Below are 15,513 nucleotides of genomic sequence, written 5' to 3'. Positions count from 1 at the left end.
ATTCTTCCGACAATGAAAGTCTCGAATTATAAAAAATTCCTTCTGGTTCCGTTGATGCTGTCAATCGGGGCCTGCAGCAATTTTGTGGACGATATTAACCTCGATCCCAATAAACCTACGGCCGTAACGCCACCGGTTTTATTACCCACGGCCTTAGCGGGTTCCGCCTTTGCCAACAACGGTGAACTCAACCGGTTTGGCTCGGTGGTGATGAACTACCTGGCGGGTGCCGGTGGCAGCCCGGCGGCCTACGACATCTTCAATACGAACGGTGCCGATTTCGGAAACCAGTGGCGCTTTGACATCTACGGTGGTGCGCTCGTCAACTATCAGAAATTGATCGAAGCCGCTGACCAGACCAATGCCAAAGCCTATACCGGTATTGCCAAGATCATGAAAGCCTATACGTTCAGCATCGCGACGGATGTGTGGGGGGATGTACCCTATTCACAAGCCCTGAAGGGTGAAGAGTTCATTCAGCCGCGCATCGACAAGCAGGAGGATATCTACAAGGGCAATCAATCGCTGGGGATTCAAAGCCTCTTCGATCTGGTGCGTGAAGGACTGGCCGATCTGGAAGCGGTTTCGACTTCCAAGCCTACTGCCGAAGACATGGTTTACGGTGGCAACATGGATAGCTGGAAACGGGCGGGCTACACCCTGATGCTGAAACTTGCCAATACCATCAGCCGGAAAGAACCGCAACTGGCGACACAGGTCATCAACGAAGTGTTGACCAAAAACCTGTATATCAACAGCAACGCGCTCGATTTGAACGTAAAATTTGGCAGTAACGTGGGCAGCACAAGTCCTATGTGGAACCTGGCCATCTTCGCGTCCTTCAGCAACGAGCTGATCATGAGCACCCGGTTTCTGAACGTGCTGCGGCCCAGTGCAACGGATCCAACCAAAACCGACCCGCGCCTGGCCAAGTTCTTCACCAAACCGGCGGCTGATTACGTCACCATCGACAACGGTTTTCGGGGTACCTTGCCCAGTCCGCCAGCCAACTGGTCACGCTACAGCCCGTACGTAACGGGAACAAGTGGGGAAGGCCCGGTCCGGCTGTTGACCAACTTCCAACGGGCGTTCATTCTGGCCGAATCAGCCTTGATTCTGGGAACGCCGGGCAATCCGCAGACGCTGTATACCGAAGGCATTACGGCTTCGATGAAACTGGCCGGTGTCGCTGATGCCGACATTGCAGCCTATCTGGCCGCCAATCCGGCGGTGGCAACTCTGACTGGAACCAAAGAGCAACAACTGGAGCAGATTATTACCCAGAAGTGGATTGCCTGGACCGGAAACGGCCTGGAGTCGTGGAACGACTGGCGGAGAACGGGTTACCCCCGTTTGACCGCTTCGCAGAATGCGGTTGGGATCGATGGAACGCGTCCGGTGCGGGCGGCTTACATCACCCAGGAAATCGAGCGGAATCCGGCCTTCCCGAATCCCGGGCCGCAGTCCAATGTCAAGGTGTGGTGGGATGTTGATTAATCGGTCATTCGTTAACGGAATTATATCATGAAAAAAATAGCTTTTCAATTTCTTATCCTTTCAATCGTGGCGTTTGCCGGTATTTCCTGCAAAGACGATTACGTCTACAGCGATCTGGTCAAGGATAACCGCCCGGCCGTTCCTGTGACGTACACCGGTGCCACAACGTACGGTTTTGATCCGTACTACGAAGTCTCCACGGCGGCTGGTGGTAACATCAAAATCTCTATCTCAATTCCGGCTTCCAGCGGACGGACGATCAAGGAGATTACGCGGGTAGCGGCTGGTGCAACCAGCATCAACGTCGCCACGCTGAACACAGTTGCAACCAATTACATCGCAGCTCCGATCGCGGGAAGTGGGACAACAGTTGATTTTACGACCACGATCAAGGATTTTGCTACGAAACGTCCAACAGTTCCATCCACGCCAACGACCCCACCGACCGGTGTTCGGGAAATTGCGTTCATGTTTCTGGTAACGCTGGATGATGGCTCCCAGATCGTTGCTCAACCCGTACGGATTCGGATTCTGGCGTAAGCCGTTAATGTCTATAAACAGGAAAGCCGTTCTAATACTGGAACGGCTTTCCTGTTTATAGACTTCTGATTTACAATTACATAAGACTTTACTCCACACCTTTCACCTGCATTTCCAGGGTATAAACCGACTCCGAAGCCGTAATAAACAGCGTACGGCGGTCTTTTCCGCCAAAACAAAGGTTACCAACCCAACGCGACGGAACCGGAATAACCTGAAGTTTTTCACCCGCCGGATTGTAAACCGTTACCCCTCTGCCACTCAGGTAAACATTACCCTGATTATCGATCGTCATGCCATCTGAACCCTGCGAAACAAAAAGCTGGCGATTGGTCAGCGTGCCGTCGTCGTTGATCTGGTATTTATACGTTTTATTGGCACGAATGTCGGCCACATACAGCGCTTTCCCGTCGGGTGTACCCACAATTCCGTTGGGTTGCATCAGATCGCCGTCGACGACGACCGGTTGTTTTTTCCCTTTGGGCAGATAATAGACTTTCTGGCCTTCCAGATCCGGTTTTTTCCGCTCCCAGTAATCGCGCTGATAATAGGGGTCCGTAAAATAAATACCGCCTTTCGCGTCAATCCACAGGTCGTTGGGGCCGTTGAGCCGTTTGCCTTCGAAATCCGTCAGCAAAACCGTCACTTTTCCTTTGGGGCTAATTGACCACAACTCATTTTTCTCGTCGGCACAGGCAATCAGGTTGCCTTTTTTGTCGAAATACAGCCCGTTGGAACGCCCGGTTTTGTCCCTATACAATGACAAATTGCCGTCGGTGTCGTACTTCCAGATTTTATCGTTGGGCTGGTCGGTAAAATAAATGTCTCCTTTTTTATTGACGGCGGGGCCTTCCGTGAACTTGAACTGGTTGGAAATCTGCTTCGGAACGGCACCCGCTGCGGTTACTTTGACGGAATCGGCACCGCCACCGCTAAAACCGAGGAATGCGTGTAGCAACAGGCCGGCGGAAAGAAGCCCGGCTTTTCCGGTAAAATGCATGGGAATCGGGTTAAGGTTCAGGAATAAGCAAAGATAGCATATTCCGCTTACCACGGCACTTCCCGCTTGTCTTTCCAGAATTTTCCGGTTTCGCCCTGGGGAGCTTCTGTGGCTAACCAGAGGGTGGTTTCGGCACCTTTTTCGGGTGTTCGGTTGGCACCGGTTCCGCCCATACCGGTTTGCACCCAGCCCGGATTGACGCAGTTGACCGCAATGTTTTTGCCCACTAAAGCAGCCGAAAACTGACGGGTCATGGCATGCAGGGCGGTTTTGGAAAGACTGTAGGCCGGATAGCTGTCCTGCATGTGGGACAGCGAGCCCAGGTCACTGGTGATGTTGATGATACGGGCTCCGTTCCGGCTTTTCTCCAGAAACGGCAGAAAATCCTGAATCACCATGATCGGCCCAATCAGATTGGTTTTCAGAGTACGCTCCAGCGATTCGATATTGAGCTTGCAGATGGATACATGCCGGTCGGTCTCTTCCAGAATAGCGGCATTGTTGACCAGCACATCCAAATGACTGGCCTTTTGAGAGAAGGCCCCGTAGGCATTTTTGACACTGACCGGATCGGTAACGTCTAACTGAAGAAAGATGGCTTCGTACCCCTGCCCACAGAGCTCATGAACAGCTTCACGGCCTTTTTCTATATCGCGGGAGGCCATGAAAACCGCATAGCCTTTTTTGCACAGCTCCTGAGAAATCTCTTTGCCCAATCCCCGGTTTGCACCGGTTACTAAGGCAACCTTTTCGTGACTGGTGTTCATGATTTCTATGATTGAATGGTAGAGTTGAAGCACGTCAACTCTTTTGAGCCCGGACGTAACCTCTCCAACTCTACTATTCAATCACAGAAATTGTTTAAAAAGCGGCCTTTTTCAGGCATTTTAGGTTCACACATGATTGCACAATCATTACTCCATCTCGTGTTAAAATGGGAAATTATGAATCTTTTCCCAATGCTTTCACGGCTCCATACAACATATCGGTCATCCGGCGGGAACTTTCATCACCCAGAATATCAGCGTAACGGCGCATCAGGTTGTCCCACGCTTTTTTGATGTCCGGTAACATGGTAATTCCTTTCTCGGTGGCATAAACCAGCGTGTGTTTCCCTTCGATTTTCCGCTCTACCAGCTTTTTCAGTTCCAATTTTTCAATCAGTCGGGTAATGGTCGAGGGCGTCAAATGCAATTCTCCACTCAATTCCTTTGGTTGAATACCGGGATTTTCGATGGCTTCTTTCAAGACAAAGGCATGGGAAGCCGTTAGGCCCAGACGACCAAATTCGTCGTCTGAAATGTTAGTCATTACTCTCGCTAAAGCATTTGCCGTAAAATTCAGGCAACTGCTGTACTTTGAAATCCGTTTTTTCTCTGCGATCATGATTGCTAGGGTTTTAAAATTCAATCACCTGAATTATGTTACCGATTTGTAAATATAACGAACTTAATTAGAATTAGTTTGTCAAAGCAATTGTTTTTTCAAATAGTTAATTGCGTTTATTATTAATTTGTTAACACAAATGACTACAGTTTTAAAGAATTGAAAAAGTAAAAATGCGTGTTGCTACAATTAAGTTATTAAACGGTACTAAAGATGCAAGAAAATAGCAAATAAATACAATCCGAAAAATTCACTTACGAACTTTCTATTAAAAAAGTTTTTATCATTTTCTCCGGCCAAATCCCGTTCTAACAACCGATCTACGGCCCTGGAATACTGATTATCTCCCCGTTAACCATTTTCTACCGGAAAGGCAAATGGATTTCGGCCATCATACAGCGCGCCGAGCCGCCACCATTTCCTTCGATCGTCGATAGGTTGAAATGGAACAGCGTAGCGAAATCGTCCAATTCGTCACGTTGCCGGGCCGAAAGCGAATCAAAGGCCTGCGTCGACATAATCAGCAGTTTCTGCCCTTTCCGCGCCGTTACCAGCAACATGTTTCCCGCAAAATGGGCCATTTGCTCCATCGTAATATCGATCACGTGCTTCCCGCTGTTCACCAGTGACTGCCGCACCATCAGCCGCTCGTCGGGATCGGCAATAGCCGCCAGGCACACTATAGCAAAAACGTCGCCAATGCACATCATCACATTGGTATGGTAAATAGGTATGCCTGCCGCATCGACGGCTGAAAAGGCGACGGTACTGTACCCGGTTTGGCGACTGAACTCGGCCAGAACGTCGGCATCGGTTCGGGATGACAGACAGGCGTAGGCAATCTTCTTCATCCGGTCAAGTACCAGACTACCGGTTCCTTCGAGGTATTTTCCTTCCTGCTCAAAATGCGTCAGGTCAACAATTTTGGCAACGTGGTATTTTTTTGCCAGGTCATCGATGATGTCCAGCCGTCGTTCGAGCCGGCGGTTGGGTGCCTGCATGGGATACAGCACAACCGTACCGCTGAAGTGAAACGACACCCAGTTGTTCGGAAAAATAGAATCAGGCGTATACGGCTCCGGCAAATCTTCATAAATAATAACGTTCACTCCGGCGGCCATCAACTGATGCGTCATGTCGTCAAATTCACGCAGGGCATTTTCCTGCGCCACATTCCGGGACTGAATCGCCAGATCCGTGTTCTGAAACGCGTTGCTCCCGGCAGTTTGCTCATTGAATCCAAACCGTACGGGCCTGATCATGAGGAGGTTTGAGGTCGTCTGCGATTGCATTGGGTTAAGGTTTAGGGTTATAACTCGGCACGTAACAAAGGTAAACTCATGCAATGGGAACCACCGCGCGCCCTCGACAGTTCAGCCGACGGCAACAGGATAAACGTATTTTCCAGGGTTTCCGGGTCGGCGTCACCCCGCTCAAACCGGTCCAGCAGGTCGGCCGCCCGCACGGTTTCGAAGCCCGCCTGGCGAAAAGCTTCCAGGGTCTTGTCGTTCCGGTCGTAGCCGATCACGACGCCGTCTTTCAGCGCCAGCAGATTACAGGAATCCGTCCATTGTTCGCGGGCTCCGAACGGAAATTCGTTGTTCCCGGAATAAATAAACCGGACTGGTTCCGTGCAACCCAGATCATCCCGGCTAATGGATGTCAGCAGGTCTTCCAGGTTTTCGATCTCCACCGGTTTTTGCTCCTCCCCTTTTTTGAACTGGATGATCCGCAAATCGTCCGGAATGTCTTTCGGGGCCAGGAAATGCAGCAAATCACGCTTCCGGGCTTCGTCTCCTATTCGCCCCAACGACCCCAGCAACACCCAGACGTTGCGTTTTACCTGCGTAAAAATGGTGTCGATGTGCATGTAATCCCGCTTTTTCGGAATCTTGACAATCGTCACCTTGTCGACCACATTTTTATCAAACAACAAACGAATAACCTGCTGGGCGGCATACAAAGTCGTTCGTTCACTACAGCCGATCAAGAGGTGGTTTTTAGCCACCATCATCACATCGCCCCCTTCGAGCGTCGACCGCGAATAGTCGTTGCTCACCTCGTTGTCGGGCAGCAGAAAATGATGCTCATTGTCCGGTATTTCGATAATTTTATCCCGGTATTTGCTGAACAACGGGTGGTAAAAGAAAATGTACTGGGCCAGAAAAGCTTCGCGGGTACGGGCCAGCTTGGCGGGCTTGTTCAATAAAATATGGCTATTAATAACTATGCCAATGTCGCGCGTGAAGATAAAATTCGGCAAGGGAGCGAACAGCATCGTCCGGTCGGGCAGTGATCCGGAGATCAGAATTTTCGACAATTCAACCGGATCATAGGCATACAACTGACTCTGAATCGAGAAACTACACCGTTCAACGGCGCAAATTCCCGAAATCAGCCGGGTGCGGATGACTTCATCGGCTAAAATTTCGGTCAGCAGGTGCTGAATATCGATAACGGCGTCGGACCGAAAATAGTCCGGATGGTCGGGTTTGAAAAAATTACGCTCGGAATCGGCATTGATTGTGGCCAGTTTGCCCCGAATTTTATCCGGATCCAGAAAATACAGCAGAATTTTTACGTAATAGTCATACTCATCTTTCCGCATCGTTTCCAGGTGAACGATGTCTTCGAAAAGCCAGTCCTGCGCCTTGGAAGGGACCACTTTTCCCAGGCCACGGTCGGGGCTGTGAATCAGCAACCGTTTCAGCGAACCAACTTCCGAACTCACCCTGATTTCCTGCGTGCGCACCTGATGATTACCATTTTGCATACTTCCAATGACCAAAAAAGGGAATACTTCTTCAAGTCGCAAGGTAAGGCATTGGGTAGTGAAAAAAAAAGCCGGGCCGTGTCTGCCAACGAAATGCGGTGAGCGTCAACTTTTAACGGGTCTAAATTGTTATCAAATCGTGTAGCTATCGCTTCATGCATTACCTTTGCAGTTTAATTGAGTCGAAATCAACCTCCTGTTATGCTAACTATTAGCAATTTACAAGCATCTATTGGCAGTAAAGAGATATTAAAGGGTATTAATCTGGAAGTCAAGCCCGGGGAAGTACACGCGATCATGGGGCCGAACGGTTCCGGAAAAAGCACCCTGGCATCGGTGCTGGCGGGTCGTGAAGATTACGACGTGACCGGTGGCAGCGTGCTGTTCGACGGCAAAGATCTGCTGGAAATGGCACCGGAAAACCGGGCCGCCGAAGGAATTTTCCTGGCGTTTCAGTATCCGGTGGAAATTCCGGGGGTCAGCACGACCAACTTTCTGAAAACCGCCATGAACGAGATTCGGAAATACCGGGGTCAGGATCCGCTGGATGCCGTTCAGTTTCTGAAACTGATGAAGGAAAAGATGAAACTGGTCAACATCGACCAATCGCTGCTGAGCCGGTCGTTGAACGAAGGATTCTCGGGCGGTGAAAAGAAACGGAACGAGATTTTCCAGATGGCGATGCTGGAACCCAAACTGGCGATTCTGGACGAAACTGATTCCGGACTGGACATCGACGCCCTCCGGATTGTGGCCGAAGGTGTCAACCAACTCCGCTCACCGGAACGGGCTACGATCGTCGTCACCCACTACCAGCGGCTGCTCGACTACATTGTGCCGGATTACGTTCACGTCCTGTACAAAGGCCGGATCGTGAAGTCTGGCCCGAAAGAACTGGCTTTCGAGCTGGAAGAAAAAGGCTACGACTGGATCAAGGCAGAAGTGGAAACGGTATAAATAAATGATGGATAATGAATGATGAATTGATTATATAAGATACTTCATCGTTCATCATCCATCGTTCATAACTCATCAAGAATGACTCCCAATCAGTCAAATAACGATCTCAAATCCAGGCTACTGGCGGATTTTCGGACCTCGGAAGAGCGGATGAACGGGGCCAGCAAGTCGGCTTTGCATCAAATCCGGCGCGAAGCCCTCAACCAGTTCGATCGCCTGGGGTTTCCTACCGTCAAACACGAAGAATGGAAATATACCAACGTCAATAGCTTAATCAAGGAGGTATTCGAATTCAACGCCCCGTCGGCAATTATGCTGGAAGATCTGGCCCAGTTGGAGTCGTCGCAGCTCAACGGAAACGTTCTCTACTTTGTCAACGGCCAGTATCAGCCCCAGTTGTCGAAGATTGTGAGCCCCGCCGATCAGCTTTCGATCACGACGCTGTCCGAAGCGGTCAAAAATACGCCGGATTTGCTGAACCGGTATTTTGCCAAATACGCTGATTTTCAAGACAATGCTTTCACGGCGCTGAACACGGCTTTTGCCAGCGAAGGCGTGGTGATTCATGTTCCGGCCCACACGACGGTGGAAGCGCCGACCATTCTGCGCTTCATTTCCGATGCCCGGCAGATGAACGTGGCTTCGCAGCCGCGCAACCTGTTTATTGTCGATCAAAACGCGGAAGTTAAAGTCGCCGAATCGTTCCGAACCCTGGGCGATCAGGCCAGCTTTACCAACGTCGTCACCGAGATCGTGGTGGCCGAAGACGCCCGGATGGAGTATTACAAAATCCAGAACGAATCGGATATGGCCTACCACATCGGCACCACGCAGGTATATCAGCAAGACCGCAGCCATTTTTATTCGGCGACCGTCACCCTCGACGGCGGTTTTATCCGCAACAACCTGAACATCGCCCTCGACGGTTCCGACTGCGAAGCGCACATGTACGGTTTGTATTTCCCGAACGGCCGCCAGCACATCGACAACCACACGTTGGTGGATCACCGCAAACCGAATTCACACAGCAACGAACTGTATAAAGGCATTCTGGAAGACCGGTCGACGGGCGTCTTCAACGGCAAGATTTTTGTTCGTCAGGATGCCCAGAAAACCAACGCCTACCAGTCGTGCAAAAACGTGGTGCTCTCGAACGATGCCACCATGAACACCAAACCGCAGTTGGAAATTTTTGCCGACGACGTGAAGTGTTCGCACGGAACGACCACCGGCAAACTGAACGAAGAAGCCTTATTTTATCTCCAGTCACGCGGTATTCCGAAAACGGAAGCCCAATCGCTGCTGATGTTCGCCTTTGCGGAAGATGTGATTAAGAAGATCAAAATCGATCCCCTCCGCGAGCAACTGGAACGCCGGATTCAGGCCAAACTTGCACGATAAAAAAGGATTACTATTGAATAACGAATGTCGAATAACGAACGCCGAAGTTCTCTTCATTTCGTTATTCAATATTCGATATTCGATATTCATTATTACCTTAATCCTTCGCACCATTCTCTGTCGCTTCGTGTTATTTCCTGACAGATTACTCTGATTTCTATGCAAATTGCGACACACGAAATCCTTGATATTGAAGCCATTCGCCGGGATTTTCCGATTCTCGATCAGGTCGTGAACGGTCGGCAACTGGTGTATTTTGACAACGCAGCAACAACCCAGAAACCGCTTCCGGTTCTCCGCGCCCTGACCCGGTATTACGAAGGCTACAACGCCAACATTCACCGGGGGATTCATACGCTGGCCGAAAAAGCAACATCGGCCTTTGAAGCTTCACGCCGGGCTATTCAACAGTTTCTGAATGCGGCCCATGTCGAGGAAATCATCTTTACCTACGGCACCACCGACGGGATCAACCTCGTGGCGCAGACCTACGGACGGCGGTTTTTGAAAGAAGGGGATGAAATCATCATCACCACGATGGAGCACCACTCCAACATCGTTCCCTGGCAAATGCTGTGCGAAGAAAAGGGCTGCGTACTGAAAGTCATTCCCATTGACGGCAAGGGCGATCTGATTCTGGAAGAATACGAAAAACTCCTTTCGGAACGGACCAAATTCGTCTCCGCCGTTCACGTTTCGAACGCGATGGGCACCATCAATCCGGTGAAGTTTCTCATTGAAAAAGCACACGCCGTGGGGGCCAAAGTACTGATCGATGGCGCTCAGGCCAGTTCACACATCGACATCGATGTGCAGGCACTGGATGCGGATTTTTACGTCTTCTCGGCGCATAAACTCTACGGCCCGACCGGGATGGGTGTGCTTTACGGCAAACGGGATATTCTGAATGCCATGCCGCCCTGGCGGGGAGGTGGCGAAATGATCAAGGAAGTTACCTTCGAGAAAACTACTTACAACGATCTGCCGTACAAGTTCGAAGCCGGAACGCCCAACATCGCCGATGTCATCGCGGTGTATGCGGCACTGGAATACATCGAAACGCTTGGCAAGAAAAAGATAGCGGATTACGAACACAGCCTGCTCGAATATGCGACCGAAGCACTCGAAAGCATCGACGGATTGCGGATTATTGGCCAAAGTGCCGAAAAGATCAGCGTCGTTTCCTTTGTTCTGGACGGGATTCACCACCAGGATACGGGCGTCATTCTGGATCAGCAGGGCATTGCCGTCCGGACGGGACACCACTGCACACAGCCGTTGATGCGCCGGTTTAACCTTACGGGAACCACCCGGGCCTCCTTTGCGGTTTACAACACGAAAGAGGAGATCGACCGGCTGGTTCAGGCTTTGCTGCGGGTCAAAAAGATGATGTTGTAATCTTATAATTTTAACGATCATGCTTACTACAGCGACTATTATTGAAGCTTTTCAAAACCTTCCACCAAAAATTTCTCTCGATGAAGCCGTAGAGAAGCTGATTATTCTCGAGCGTTATGAGAAGGCAATGGAAGAAATTGAAGAAAATAAAGGTCACAAGCATGAAGATGTGATGCAAGAAGCTCGTCAATGGATTCAGCAACGGAAATAATTTGGCGGGATGAAGCGAAAGAAGATTTCCGGGATGCCTTGCAGTATTTATCTCGATCTTCTTTGCGCTATACCGAACAATGGGTAGATGAGTTAAACCGTAAATTGACGCTGTTAGCTACATTTCCTGAGATGGGCCGAATCGTACCGGAAAAGAATACCAGTTTCTTTCGGGAAATCTTAGTCGGGAAGTACCGCGTTTTGTATATCTATTTGCAAAAAAACATTACAATCGTAGCCATTCGGCATTCTGCCAGCGACGTGGATCGGATATAATGACCATCAACGAGAAACAGGACGAAATTATCGAAGACTTTGATCTCTTTGACGATCAGCTCGATAAGACGCAATACATCATCGACATCGGAAAGAAACTGCCACCTATGCCGGTACAGTTCCAGACGGATGAGAACCTGATTCGGGGCTGTCAGTCGAAAGTGTGGCTGCATTCCGAAATGCGGGGCGATACCGTCCATTTCGAAGCCGATAGCGAACCGACCGCCCAAATTAGCAAAGGGCTGGTGAGTTTATTGATCCGGATTTTGTCGAACGAAAAAGCCGAAGACATTGCCAACGCCGATTTGTATTTCATCGACCGGATTGGATTGAGTAACTTAGTAACCTCCCGGCGCGCCGGAGGGCTGGCTTCCATGATTCAGCAGATGAAGCAGTTTTCGGCGGCACAAGCTGTGAAAAACCGCACGACCGAGCAGTCAACGCTATAAAGTAGAAAGTCATGAATGACGAAGAACTCAAAGAACAAGTCGTAAAAGCCCTGAAAGAAGTCTATGATCCGGAGATTCCGGTAGACGTCTACGAACTGGGGTTGATTTACGAAATCAAAATATTCCCGATCAACAACGTCTACATTCTGATGACGCTGACCTCCCCTTCCTGCCCATCGGCGGGAACCATTCCGGGCGAGATCGAAGCGAAAGTCCGGAGCATCGAAGGCGTCAACGACGTGAGCGTCGAGCTGACATTCGAGCCGACCTATTCCACCGAAATGATGTCGGAAGTGGCCAAGCTGGAACTGGGCTTTATGTAACCATTACAACCATTTACTTTACACTTTAAAAACTCAATACAATGTATCCTCCACATTTAGTTGCCCCGATGAAAGACGACCTGCTAAGCGTCGGTTTCGAGGACCTGAGCACCGCCGAAAAAGTCGATGAGGCCATGGACAATGCCGAAGGCACCATGCTGGTGGTCGTCAACTCGGTCTGCGGTTGCGCGGCTGGTGCGGCCCGTCCTGGCGTTAAGGCGGCTTTGAACCTGAGCGGTATCAAACCCGACAAACTGGTGACGGTTTTTGCCGGTGTCGATTTTGAAGCCACGGCCCGGATGCGCGAGTATCTGCTGCCTTATCCGCCGTCATCACCGGCCATCGGCATTTTCAAAGATGGCGAGCTGGTACACTTTATCGAGCGGCACCACATCGAAGGACGCTCTGCGCAAATGATCGCCCAGCACCTGGAAATGGCGTTCGAAGAATTCTGCGAAAAAGCGTAAGTCTTAGAATAAAGAAAAGCGACAAGAGAGTAGAGACAAAAATCTGGTGTAACCAGGTTCCACGTCTCTATTCTCTTGTCGCTTTTCTTTATTCTCAAAAAACTATTGCGGCACTTTGGCCTGCCCCAGTACCCGCAGCAAATTACCGCCCCAGATTTTGGCAATGTCCTGCTCGGAATAGCCTTTTCGCACCAGTTCCAGGGTCAGGGCTTCGATTTCGCTGACATCCTCCAGCCCGTTGACGCCCCCGCCCCCATCAAAATCGCTGCCAATGCCGACATGGTCGATGCCCACCAGCCGGACAATGTAGTCGATGTGTTTGACAATGTCGGCCACACTCGCCCGTTCATAGGCATACCGTTTCTGAATCGAATCTTCCTTCGCATCGAGACGCGCCCGCATTTCCGGCGTTACTACCCGCCCTACACCCGCCATCCGGATGGAATTCAGCGCCTGACGGTGTTCGTCCGACGGTTTTCGGAGGTAATCGGTTACGAAATTCACCTGAATCACGCCACCTTTGGCCGCTAGTGCCTGGATCATTTCGTCGGTCATGTTCCGCGGAAAATTGCAAAGTGCCCGAACGTTCGAGTGCGAGGCAATCACTGGTGCTTTCGATAAGGCCAGCACGTCGTAAAATGATTTATCGGAAATATGGGACACGTCGATCAGAATGCCGAGTCGGTTCATTTCCGGTACCACTTTCTTCCCAAAATCACTCAATCCGTTGTAAAGCGGCCCGTCGGGATCGGTTGCGGAGTCGCAAATGGCGTTGTTGGCAAAATGGGCGAGTGTAATGTACCGGCACCCCAGGTCATAGTACGTTTTTAGCATCGCCAGATCTTCGCCCACCGGGTAGCCATTTTCCATTCCGATAAAAACCGCCCGCTTCCCGGCTTTTTCAATCCGGTAGGCATCGGCGGGTGTGGTGGCCAGTTCGGCCTGATCGGGGTGTTTTTTTAAAGCCGCATCGATGCTTTTAAAAATGGCGAGGGCCCGGGCTTTGGCCTCCGCGTGGCCTTCGGGCGTGCGGGGTCCCTGCGCCAGGTAAACCGCAAAAAACATGGCATCCATCCCGCCTTCTTTCATGCGGGGGAAGTCGATCTGCGACTTGTCGCGCACCCGATCGTGCCGCTCACCCACGTCAAAACCGTCTTTTACCATGTTGATCGGCGCATCGGCGTGGGTGTCGAGCGTCAATATACGCTGGTGAATTTTATGGGCTTTCCGGGTGAGTCGGTCGGAAGGCAGAAAAAAAACGGCAAGAAGTAGAAACAGGGAAAGAATGGGGTTCATTGATGAGGGGTCTAAATCCCAAGGTAGAAAAGAATCGCCAAATTCGTACTATACTCGTCCGTTAAACGGCTGGTAAGCCCGTTCGATTCTGATTTATCCGGAACATCTGCTTTCTTTACAAGCTGCTTTTCCAAATTAACGATTCAAAAAATGACCCCAACTGCCCTGATCACCGGCGCCACTTCCGGCATCGGTCTTGCCATTGCAACCGCTTTTTCCAAACTCAACTACCGGCTTATTTTGTGTGGCCGACGCCAGGAACGGCTGGACGAACTGCAACAGACCCTCAGCCCGGATTCAGCGTGTTATACGCTCAACTTCGACGTCCGCGACCGGGCCGCCGTTGAAACCGCCATCGCTTCCCTGCCCGCCGACTGGAAAACCATCGATATTCTGATCAACAACGCTGGTAACGCGCACGGCATGGGGCCAATTCACGAAGGTGATGTGGACGACTGGGATGCGATGATCGACGGCAATGTGAAGGGCTTGCTGTACGTTACGCGGGCGGTTTCGCCGGGCATGGTGGCCACCGGGCGCGGTCACATCGTCAACATCAGCTCTATTGCCGGGAAACAGACCTACGCAAACGGCGGGGTTTACTGTGCCTCAAAAGCCGCCGTCGAAGCCCTGAGCGAAGGCATGCGGCTGGATTTGACCCAACACGGCATTAAAGTAACGAATGTGGCTCCCGGTGCCGTCGAAACCGAGTTTTCGCTGGTTCGTTTCAAAGGCGACGAAGCGCGGGCCGCTAAAATTTACGAAGGTTTCTCCCCGCTCACCGCCACCGACATCGCCGACGCCGTCGTATACGCCGTCACTGCCCCGCCCCACGTCACCATCGCCGATATGACCATCCTCGCTTCTGCCCAGTCCGCAGCAACAACGATTCATCGGAAGTAATGATTGTATGGTTTTGATGGTTGAAAAATGGTTTGATGGTTAAGAATGGTTGAAATACCGCTAGCCATCCACCCTTTTTTAACTATCAAAACCATCTCTCAACAATTCAACCATCAAAACCATTCTTCAACCTTACTTCAAAATCATGCACGTCGAAGTTGCGTGGGCGTAGAGTTTGCCCTGGGCGTCTTCCACCCGCGCTTCGGCGGTGGCGACGCTGCGACCGACGTGGATAACGGTTCCAGTGCAGATGAGCTTACCGGTTTTGGCCGTCACGGGTCGCACCAGATTCACTTTCAATTCGAGGGTGGTGTAGCCAACGCCAGCCGCCAGTTTGGTGTGAATGGCGCAACCCATGGCCGAATCACAGAGGGTGCTCAACAAACCGCCGTGTACTACGCCGATCGGGTTGTAATGAAATTCGGATGGGATCACGGAAAAAACCGCTTTGCCGTCTTCCATCGAAACCGGGTCAAAATCCAGCGTCTGGCAAATGGGCGGAAGCGGATTGATGCCGTCCTGAATACTTTGTAAATATTCCAGTCCGGACATGGTTTTGGCGGCCTGTGCGCCCTGCATGGGATCCTCCCAGTTATACGATCGTTCTCTTTCGTCTGCTGCCATTGGGTACGTC

Annotated in this window: 18 protein-coding genes; 11 read left to right on the top strand and 7 right to left on the bottom strand. The window is 50.9% G+C overall.

The window, feature by feature from the left end; genetic code table 11:
- The first annotated feature begins 12 nt into the window (after positions 1-12).
- Both ACO064_RS21150 and ACO064_RS21145 read left to right on the top strand, forming a co-directional pair.
- Positions 13-1,497, top strand: a complete 1,485-nt coding sequence (locus ACO064_RS21150; RefSeq protein WP_421829216.1) for a SusD/RagB family nutrient-binding outer membrane lipoprotein — start codon at positions 13-15, stop codon at positions 1,495-1,497.
- Between the two features lie 27 nt (positions 1,498-1,524).
- The gene (locus ACO064_RS21145; protein ID WP_421829215.1) at positions 1,525-2,037 is read left to right on the top strand and encodes a hypothetical protein; all 513 of its coding nucleotides are present in this window, start codon (positions 1,525-1,527) and stop codon (positions 2,035-2,037) included.
- Positions 2,038-2,125: 88 nt separating this feature from the next.
- Here ACO064_RS21145 and ACO064_RS21140 read toward each other — a convergent pair whose 3' ends face one another.
- From ACO064_RS21140 to ACO064_RS21120, 5 genes are all read right to left on the bottom strand, one after another.
- Entirely contained in the window at positions 2,126-3,037 is a 912-nt protein-coding gene (locus tag ACO064_RS21140) for an SMP-30/gluconolactonase/LRE family protein (RefSeq protein ID WP_421829214.1), read from the bottom strand.
- 47 nt (positions 3,038-3,084) lie between these two features.
- Positions 3,085-3,804, bottom strand: a complete 720-nt coding sequence (locus ACO064_RS21135; RefSeq protein WP_421829213.1) for an SDR family NAD(P)-dependent oxidoreductase — start codon at positions 3,802-3,804, stop codon at positions 3,085-3,087.
- A 175-nt stretch (positions 3,805-3,979) separates the two neighbouring features.
- The gene (locus ACO064_RS21130) at positions 3,980-4,348 is read right to left on the bottom strand and encodes a MarR family winged helix-turn-helix transcriptional regulator (protein ID WP_229312029.1); all 369 of its coding nucleotides are present in this window, start codon (positions 4,346-4,348) and stop codon (positions 3,980-3,982) included.
- Positions 4,349-4,785: 437 nt separating this feature from the next.
- Positions 4,786-5,715 carry a citrulline utilization hydrolase CtlX gene (gene ctlX / locus ACO064_RS21125; RefSeq protein WP_421829211.1) on the bottom strand — a complete coding sequence of 310 codons (930 nt, stop codon included), beginning with the start codon at positions 5,713-5,715 and terminating at the stop codon, positions 4,786-4,788.
- A 17-nt stretch (positions 5,716-5,732) separates the two neighbouring features.
- Positions 5,733-7,196, bottom strand: a complete 1,464-nt coding sequence (locus ACO064_RS21120) for an arginine deiminase family protein (RefSeq protein ID WP_421829210.1) — start codon at positions 7,194-7,196, stop codon at positions 5,733-5,735.
- Between the two features lie 201 nt (positions 7,197-7,397).
- Here ACO064_RS21120 and sufC point away from each other — a divergent pair, with 201 nt between their 5' ends.
- The 8 genes from sufC (at position 7,398) to ACO064_RS21080 (ending at position 12,680) form a co-directional block, all read left to right on the top strand.
- Positions 7,398-8,153, top strand: coding sequence for a Fe-S cluster assembly ATPase SufC (sufC, locus tag ACO064_RS21115; protein ID WP_421829209.1), 756 nt, complete (start codon positions 7,398-7,400; stop codon positions 8,151-8,153).
- An 81-nt stretch (positions 8,154-8,234) separates the two neighbouring features.
- Positions 8,235-9,557 carry a Fe-S cluster assembly protein SufD gene (sufD, locus tag ACO064_RS21110; RefSeq protein WP_421829208.1) on the top strand — a complete coding sequence of 441 codons (1,323 nt, stop codon included), beginning with the start codon at positions 8,235-8,237 and terminating at the stop codon, positions 9,555-9,557.
- Between the two features lie 159 nt (positions 9,558-9,716).
- Positions 9,717-10,955, top strand: coding sequence for a SufS family cysteine desulfurase (locus ACO064_RS21105; RefSeq protein WP_421829207.1), 1,239 nt, complete (start codon positions 9,717-9,719; stop codon positions 10,953-10,955).
- Positions 10,956-10,974: 19 nt separating this feature from the next.
- A complete protein-coding gene (locus ACO064_RS21100; RefSeq protein WP_421829206.1) occupies positions 10,975-11,166 on the top strand; it encodes a hypothetical protein in 192 nt (63 codons plus the stop codon).
- Positions 11,145-11,441, top strand: coding sequence for a type II toxin-antitoxin system RelE/ParE family toxin (locus ACO064_RS21095; RefSeq protein WP_421829205.1), 297 nt, complete (start codon positions 11,145-11,147; stop codon positions 11,439-11,441). The genes ACO064_RS21100 and ACO064_RS21095 overlap by 22 nt, the downstream gene beginning before the upstream one ends.
- Positions 11,441-11,890, top strand: coding sequence for a SufE family protein (locus ACO064_RS21090; protein WP_421829204.1), 450 nt, complete (start codon positions 11,441-11,443; stop codon positions 11,888-11,890). Before ACO064_RS21095 ends, ACO064_RS21090 begins: the two co-directional genes overlap by 1 nt.
- A gap of 11 nt (positions 11,891-11,901) precedes the next feature.
- Positions 11,902-12,213 (top strand): DUF59 domain-containing protein, encoded by a 312-nt coding sequence (locus tag ACO064_RS21085; RefSeq protein WP_138989839.1) that lies wholly within the window; start codon positions 11,902-11,904, stop codon positions 12,211-12,213.
- A 41-nt stretch (positions 12,214-12,254) separates the two neighbouring features.
- Positions 12,255-12,680 (top strand): BrxA/BrxB family bacilliredoxin, encoded by a 426-nt coding sequence (locus ACO064_RS21080; RefSeq protein ID WP_114404197.1) that lies wholly within the window; start codon positions 12,255-12,257, stop codon positions 12,678-12,680.
- Positions 12,681-12,782: 102 nt separating this feature from the next.
- Here ACO064_RS21080 and ACO064_RS21075 read toward each other — a convergent pair whose 3' ends face one another.
- Positions 12,783-13,976 carry a dipeptidase gene (locus ACO064_RS21075; RefSeq protein ID WP_421829203.1) on the bottom strand — a complete coding sequence of 398 codons (1,194 nt, stop codon included), beginning with the start codon at positions 13,974-13,976 and terminating at the stop codon, positions 12,783-12,785.
- Positions 13,977-14,126: 150 nt separating this feature from the next.
- Between ACO064_RS21075 and ACO064_RS21070 the strand changes: the two genes are divergently transcribed.
- Entirely contained in the window at positions 14,127-14,879 is a 753-nt protein-coding gene (locus ACO064_RS21070) for an SDR family NAD(P)-dependent oxidoreductase (RefSeq protein ID WP_421829202.1), read from the top strand.
- A gap of 132 nt (positions 14,880-15,011) precedes the next feature.
- Here ACO064_RS21070 and ACO064_RS21065 read toward each other — a convergent pair whose 3' ends face one another.
- Complete coding sequence (locus ACO064_RS21065) at positions 15,012-15,503, bottom strand: PaaI family thioesterase (RefSeq protein ID WP_150876271.1); 492 nt, start codon at positions 15,501-15,503, stop codon at positions 15,012-15,014.
- Positions 15,504-15,513: the final 10 nt, after the last annotated feature.

This window comes from Larkinella sp. (assembly GCF_965227735.1).
Taxonomy (GTDB): Bacteria; Bacteroidota; Bacteroidia; order Cytophagales; family Spirosomataceae; genus Larkinella.
This window is presented reverse-complemented; position numbering and strand designations above follow the sequence as displayed.

Bases quoted from the DNA above. Each gene is read 5' to 3' on its own strand.
- ACO064_RS21150 (WP_421829216.1), top strand. From the start codon at position 13: ATGAAAGTCTCGAATTATAAAAAATTCCTTCTGGTTCCGTTGATGCTG.
- ACO064_RS21145 (WP_421829215.1), top strand. From the start codon at position 1,525: ATGAAAAAAATAGCTTTTCAATTTCTTATCCTTTCAATCGTGGCGTTT.
- ACO064_RS21140 (WP_421829214.1), bottom strand. From the start codon at position 3,037: ATGCATTTTACCGGAAAAGCCGGGCTTCTTTCCGCCGGCCTGTTGCTA.
- ACO064_RS21135 (WP_421829213.1), bottom strand. From the start codon at position 3,804: ATGAACACCAGTCACGAAAAGGTTGCCTTAGTAACCGGTGCAAACCGG.
- ACO064_RS21130 (WP_229312029.1), bottom strand. From the start codon at position 4,348: ATGACTAACATTTCAGACGACGAATTTGGTCGTCTGGGCCTAACGGCT.
- ctlX (WP_421829211.1), bottom strand. From the start codon at position 5,715: ATGCAATCGCAGACGACCTCAAACCTCCTCATGATCAGGCCCGTACGG.
- ACO064_RS21120 (WP_421829210.1), bottom strand. From the start codon at position 7,196: ATGCAAAATGGTAATCATCAGGTGCGCACGCAGGAAATCAGGGTGAGT.
- sufC (WP_421829209.1), top strand. From the start codon at position 7,398: ATGCTAACTATTAGCAATTTACAAGCATCTATTGGCAGTAAAGAGATA.
- sufD (WP_421829208.1), top strand. From the start codon at position 8,235: ATGACTCCCAATCAGTCAAATAACGATCTCAAATCCAGGCTACTGGCG.
- ACO064_RS21105 (WP_421829207.1), top strand. From the start codon at position 9,717: ATGCAAATTGCGACACACGAAATCCTTGATATTGAAGCCATTCGCCGG.
- ACO064_RS21100 (WP_421829206.1), top strand. From the start codon at position 10,975: ATGCTTACTACAGCGACTATTATTGAAGCTTTTCAAAACCTTCCACCA.
- ACO064_RS21095 (WP_421829205.1), top strand. From the start codon at position 11,145: ATGGATTCAGCAACGGAAATAATTTGGCGGGATGAAGCGAAAGAAGAT.
- ACO064_RS21090 (WP_421829204.1), top strand. From the start codon at position 11,441: ATGACCATCAACGAGAAACAGGACGAAATTATCGAAGACTTTGATCTC.
- ACO064_RS21085 (WP_138989839.1), top strand. From the start codon at position 11,902: ATGAATGACGAAGAACTCAAAGAACAAGTCGTAAAAGCCCTGAAAGAA.
- ACO064_RS21080 (WP_114404197.1), top strand. From the start codon at position 12,255: ATGTATCCTCCACATTTAGTTGCCCCGATGAAAGACGACCTGCTAAGC.
- ACO064_RS21075 (WP_421829203.1), bottom strand. From the start codon at position 13,976: ATGAACCCCATTCTTTCCCTGTTTCTACTTCTTGCCGTTTTTTTTCTG.
- ACO064_RS21070 (WP_421829202.1), top strand. From the start codon at position 14,127: ATGACCCCAACTGCCCTGATCACCGGCGCCACTTCCGGCATCGGTCTT.
- ACO064_RS21065 (WP_150876271.1), bottom strand. From the start codon at position 15,503: ATGGCAGCAGACGAAAGAGAACGATCGTATAACTGGGAGGATCCCATG.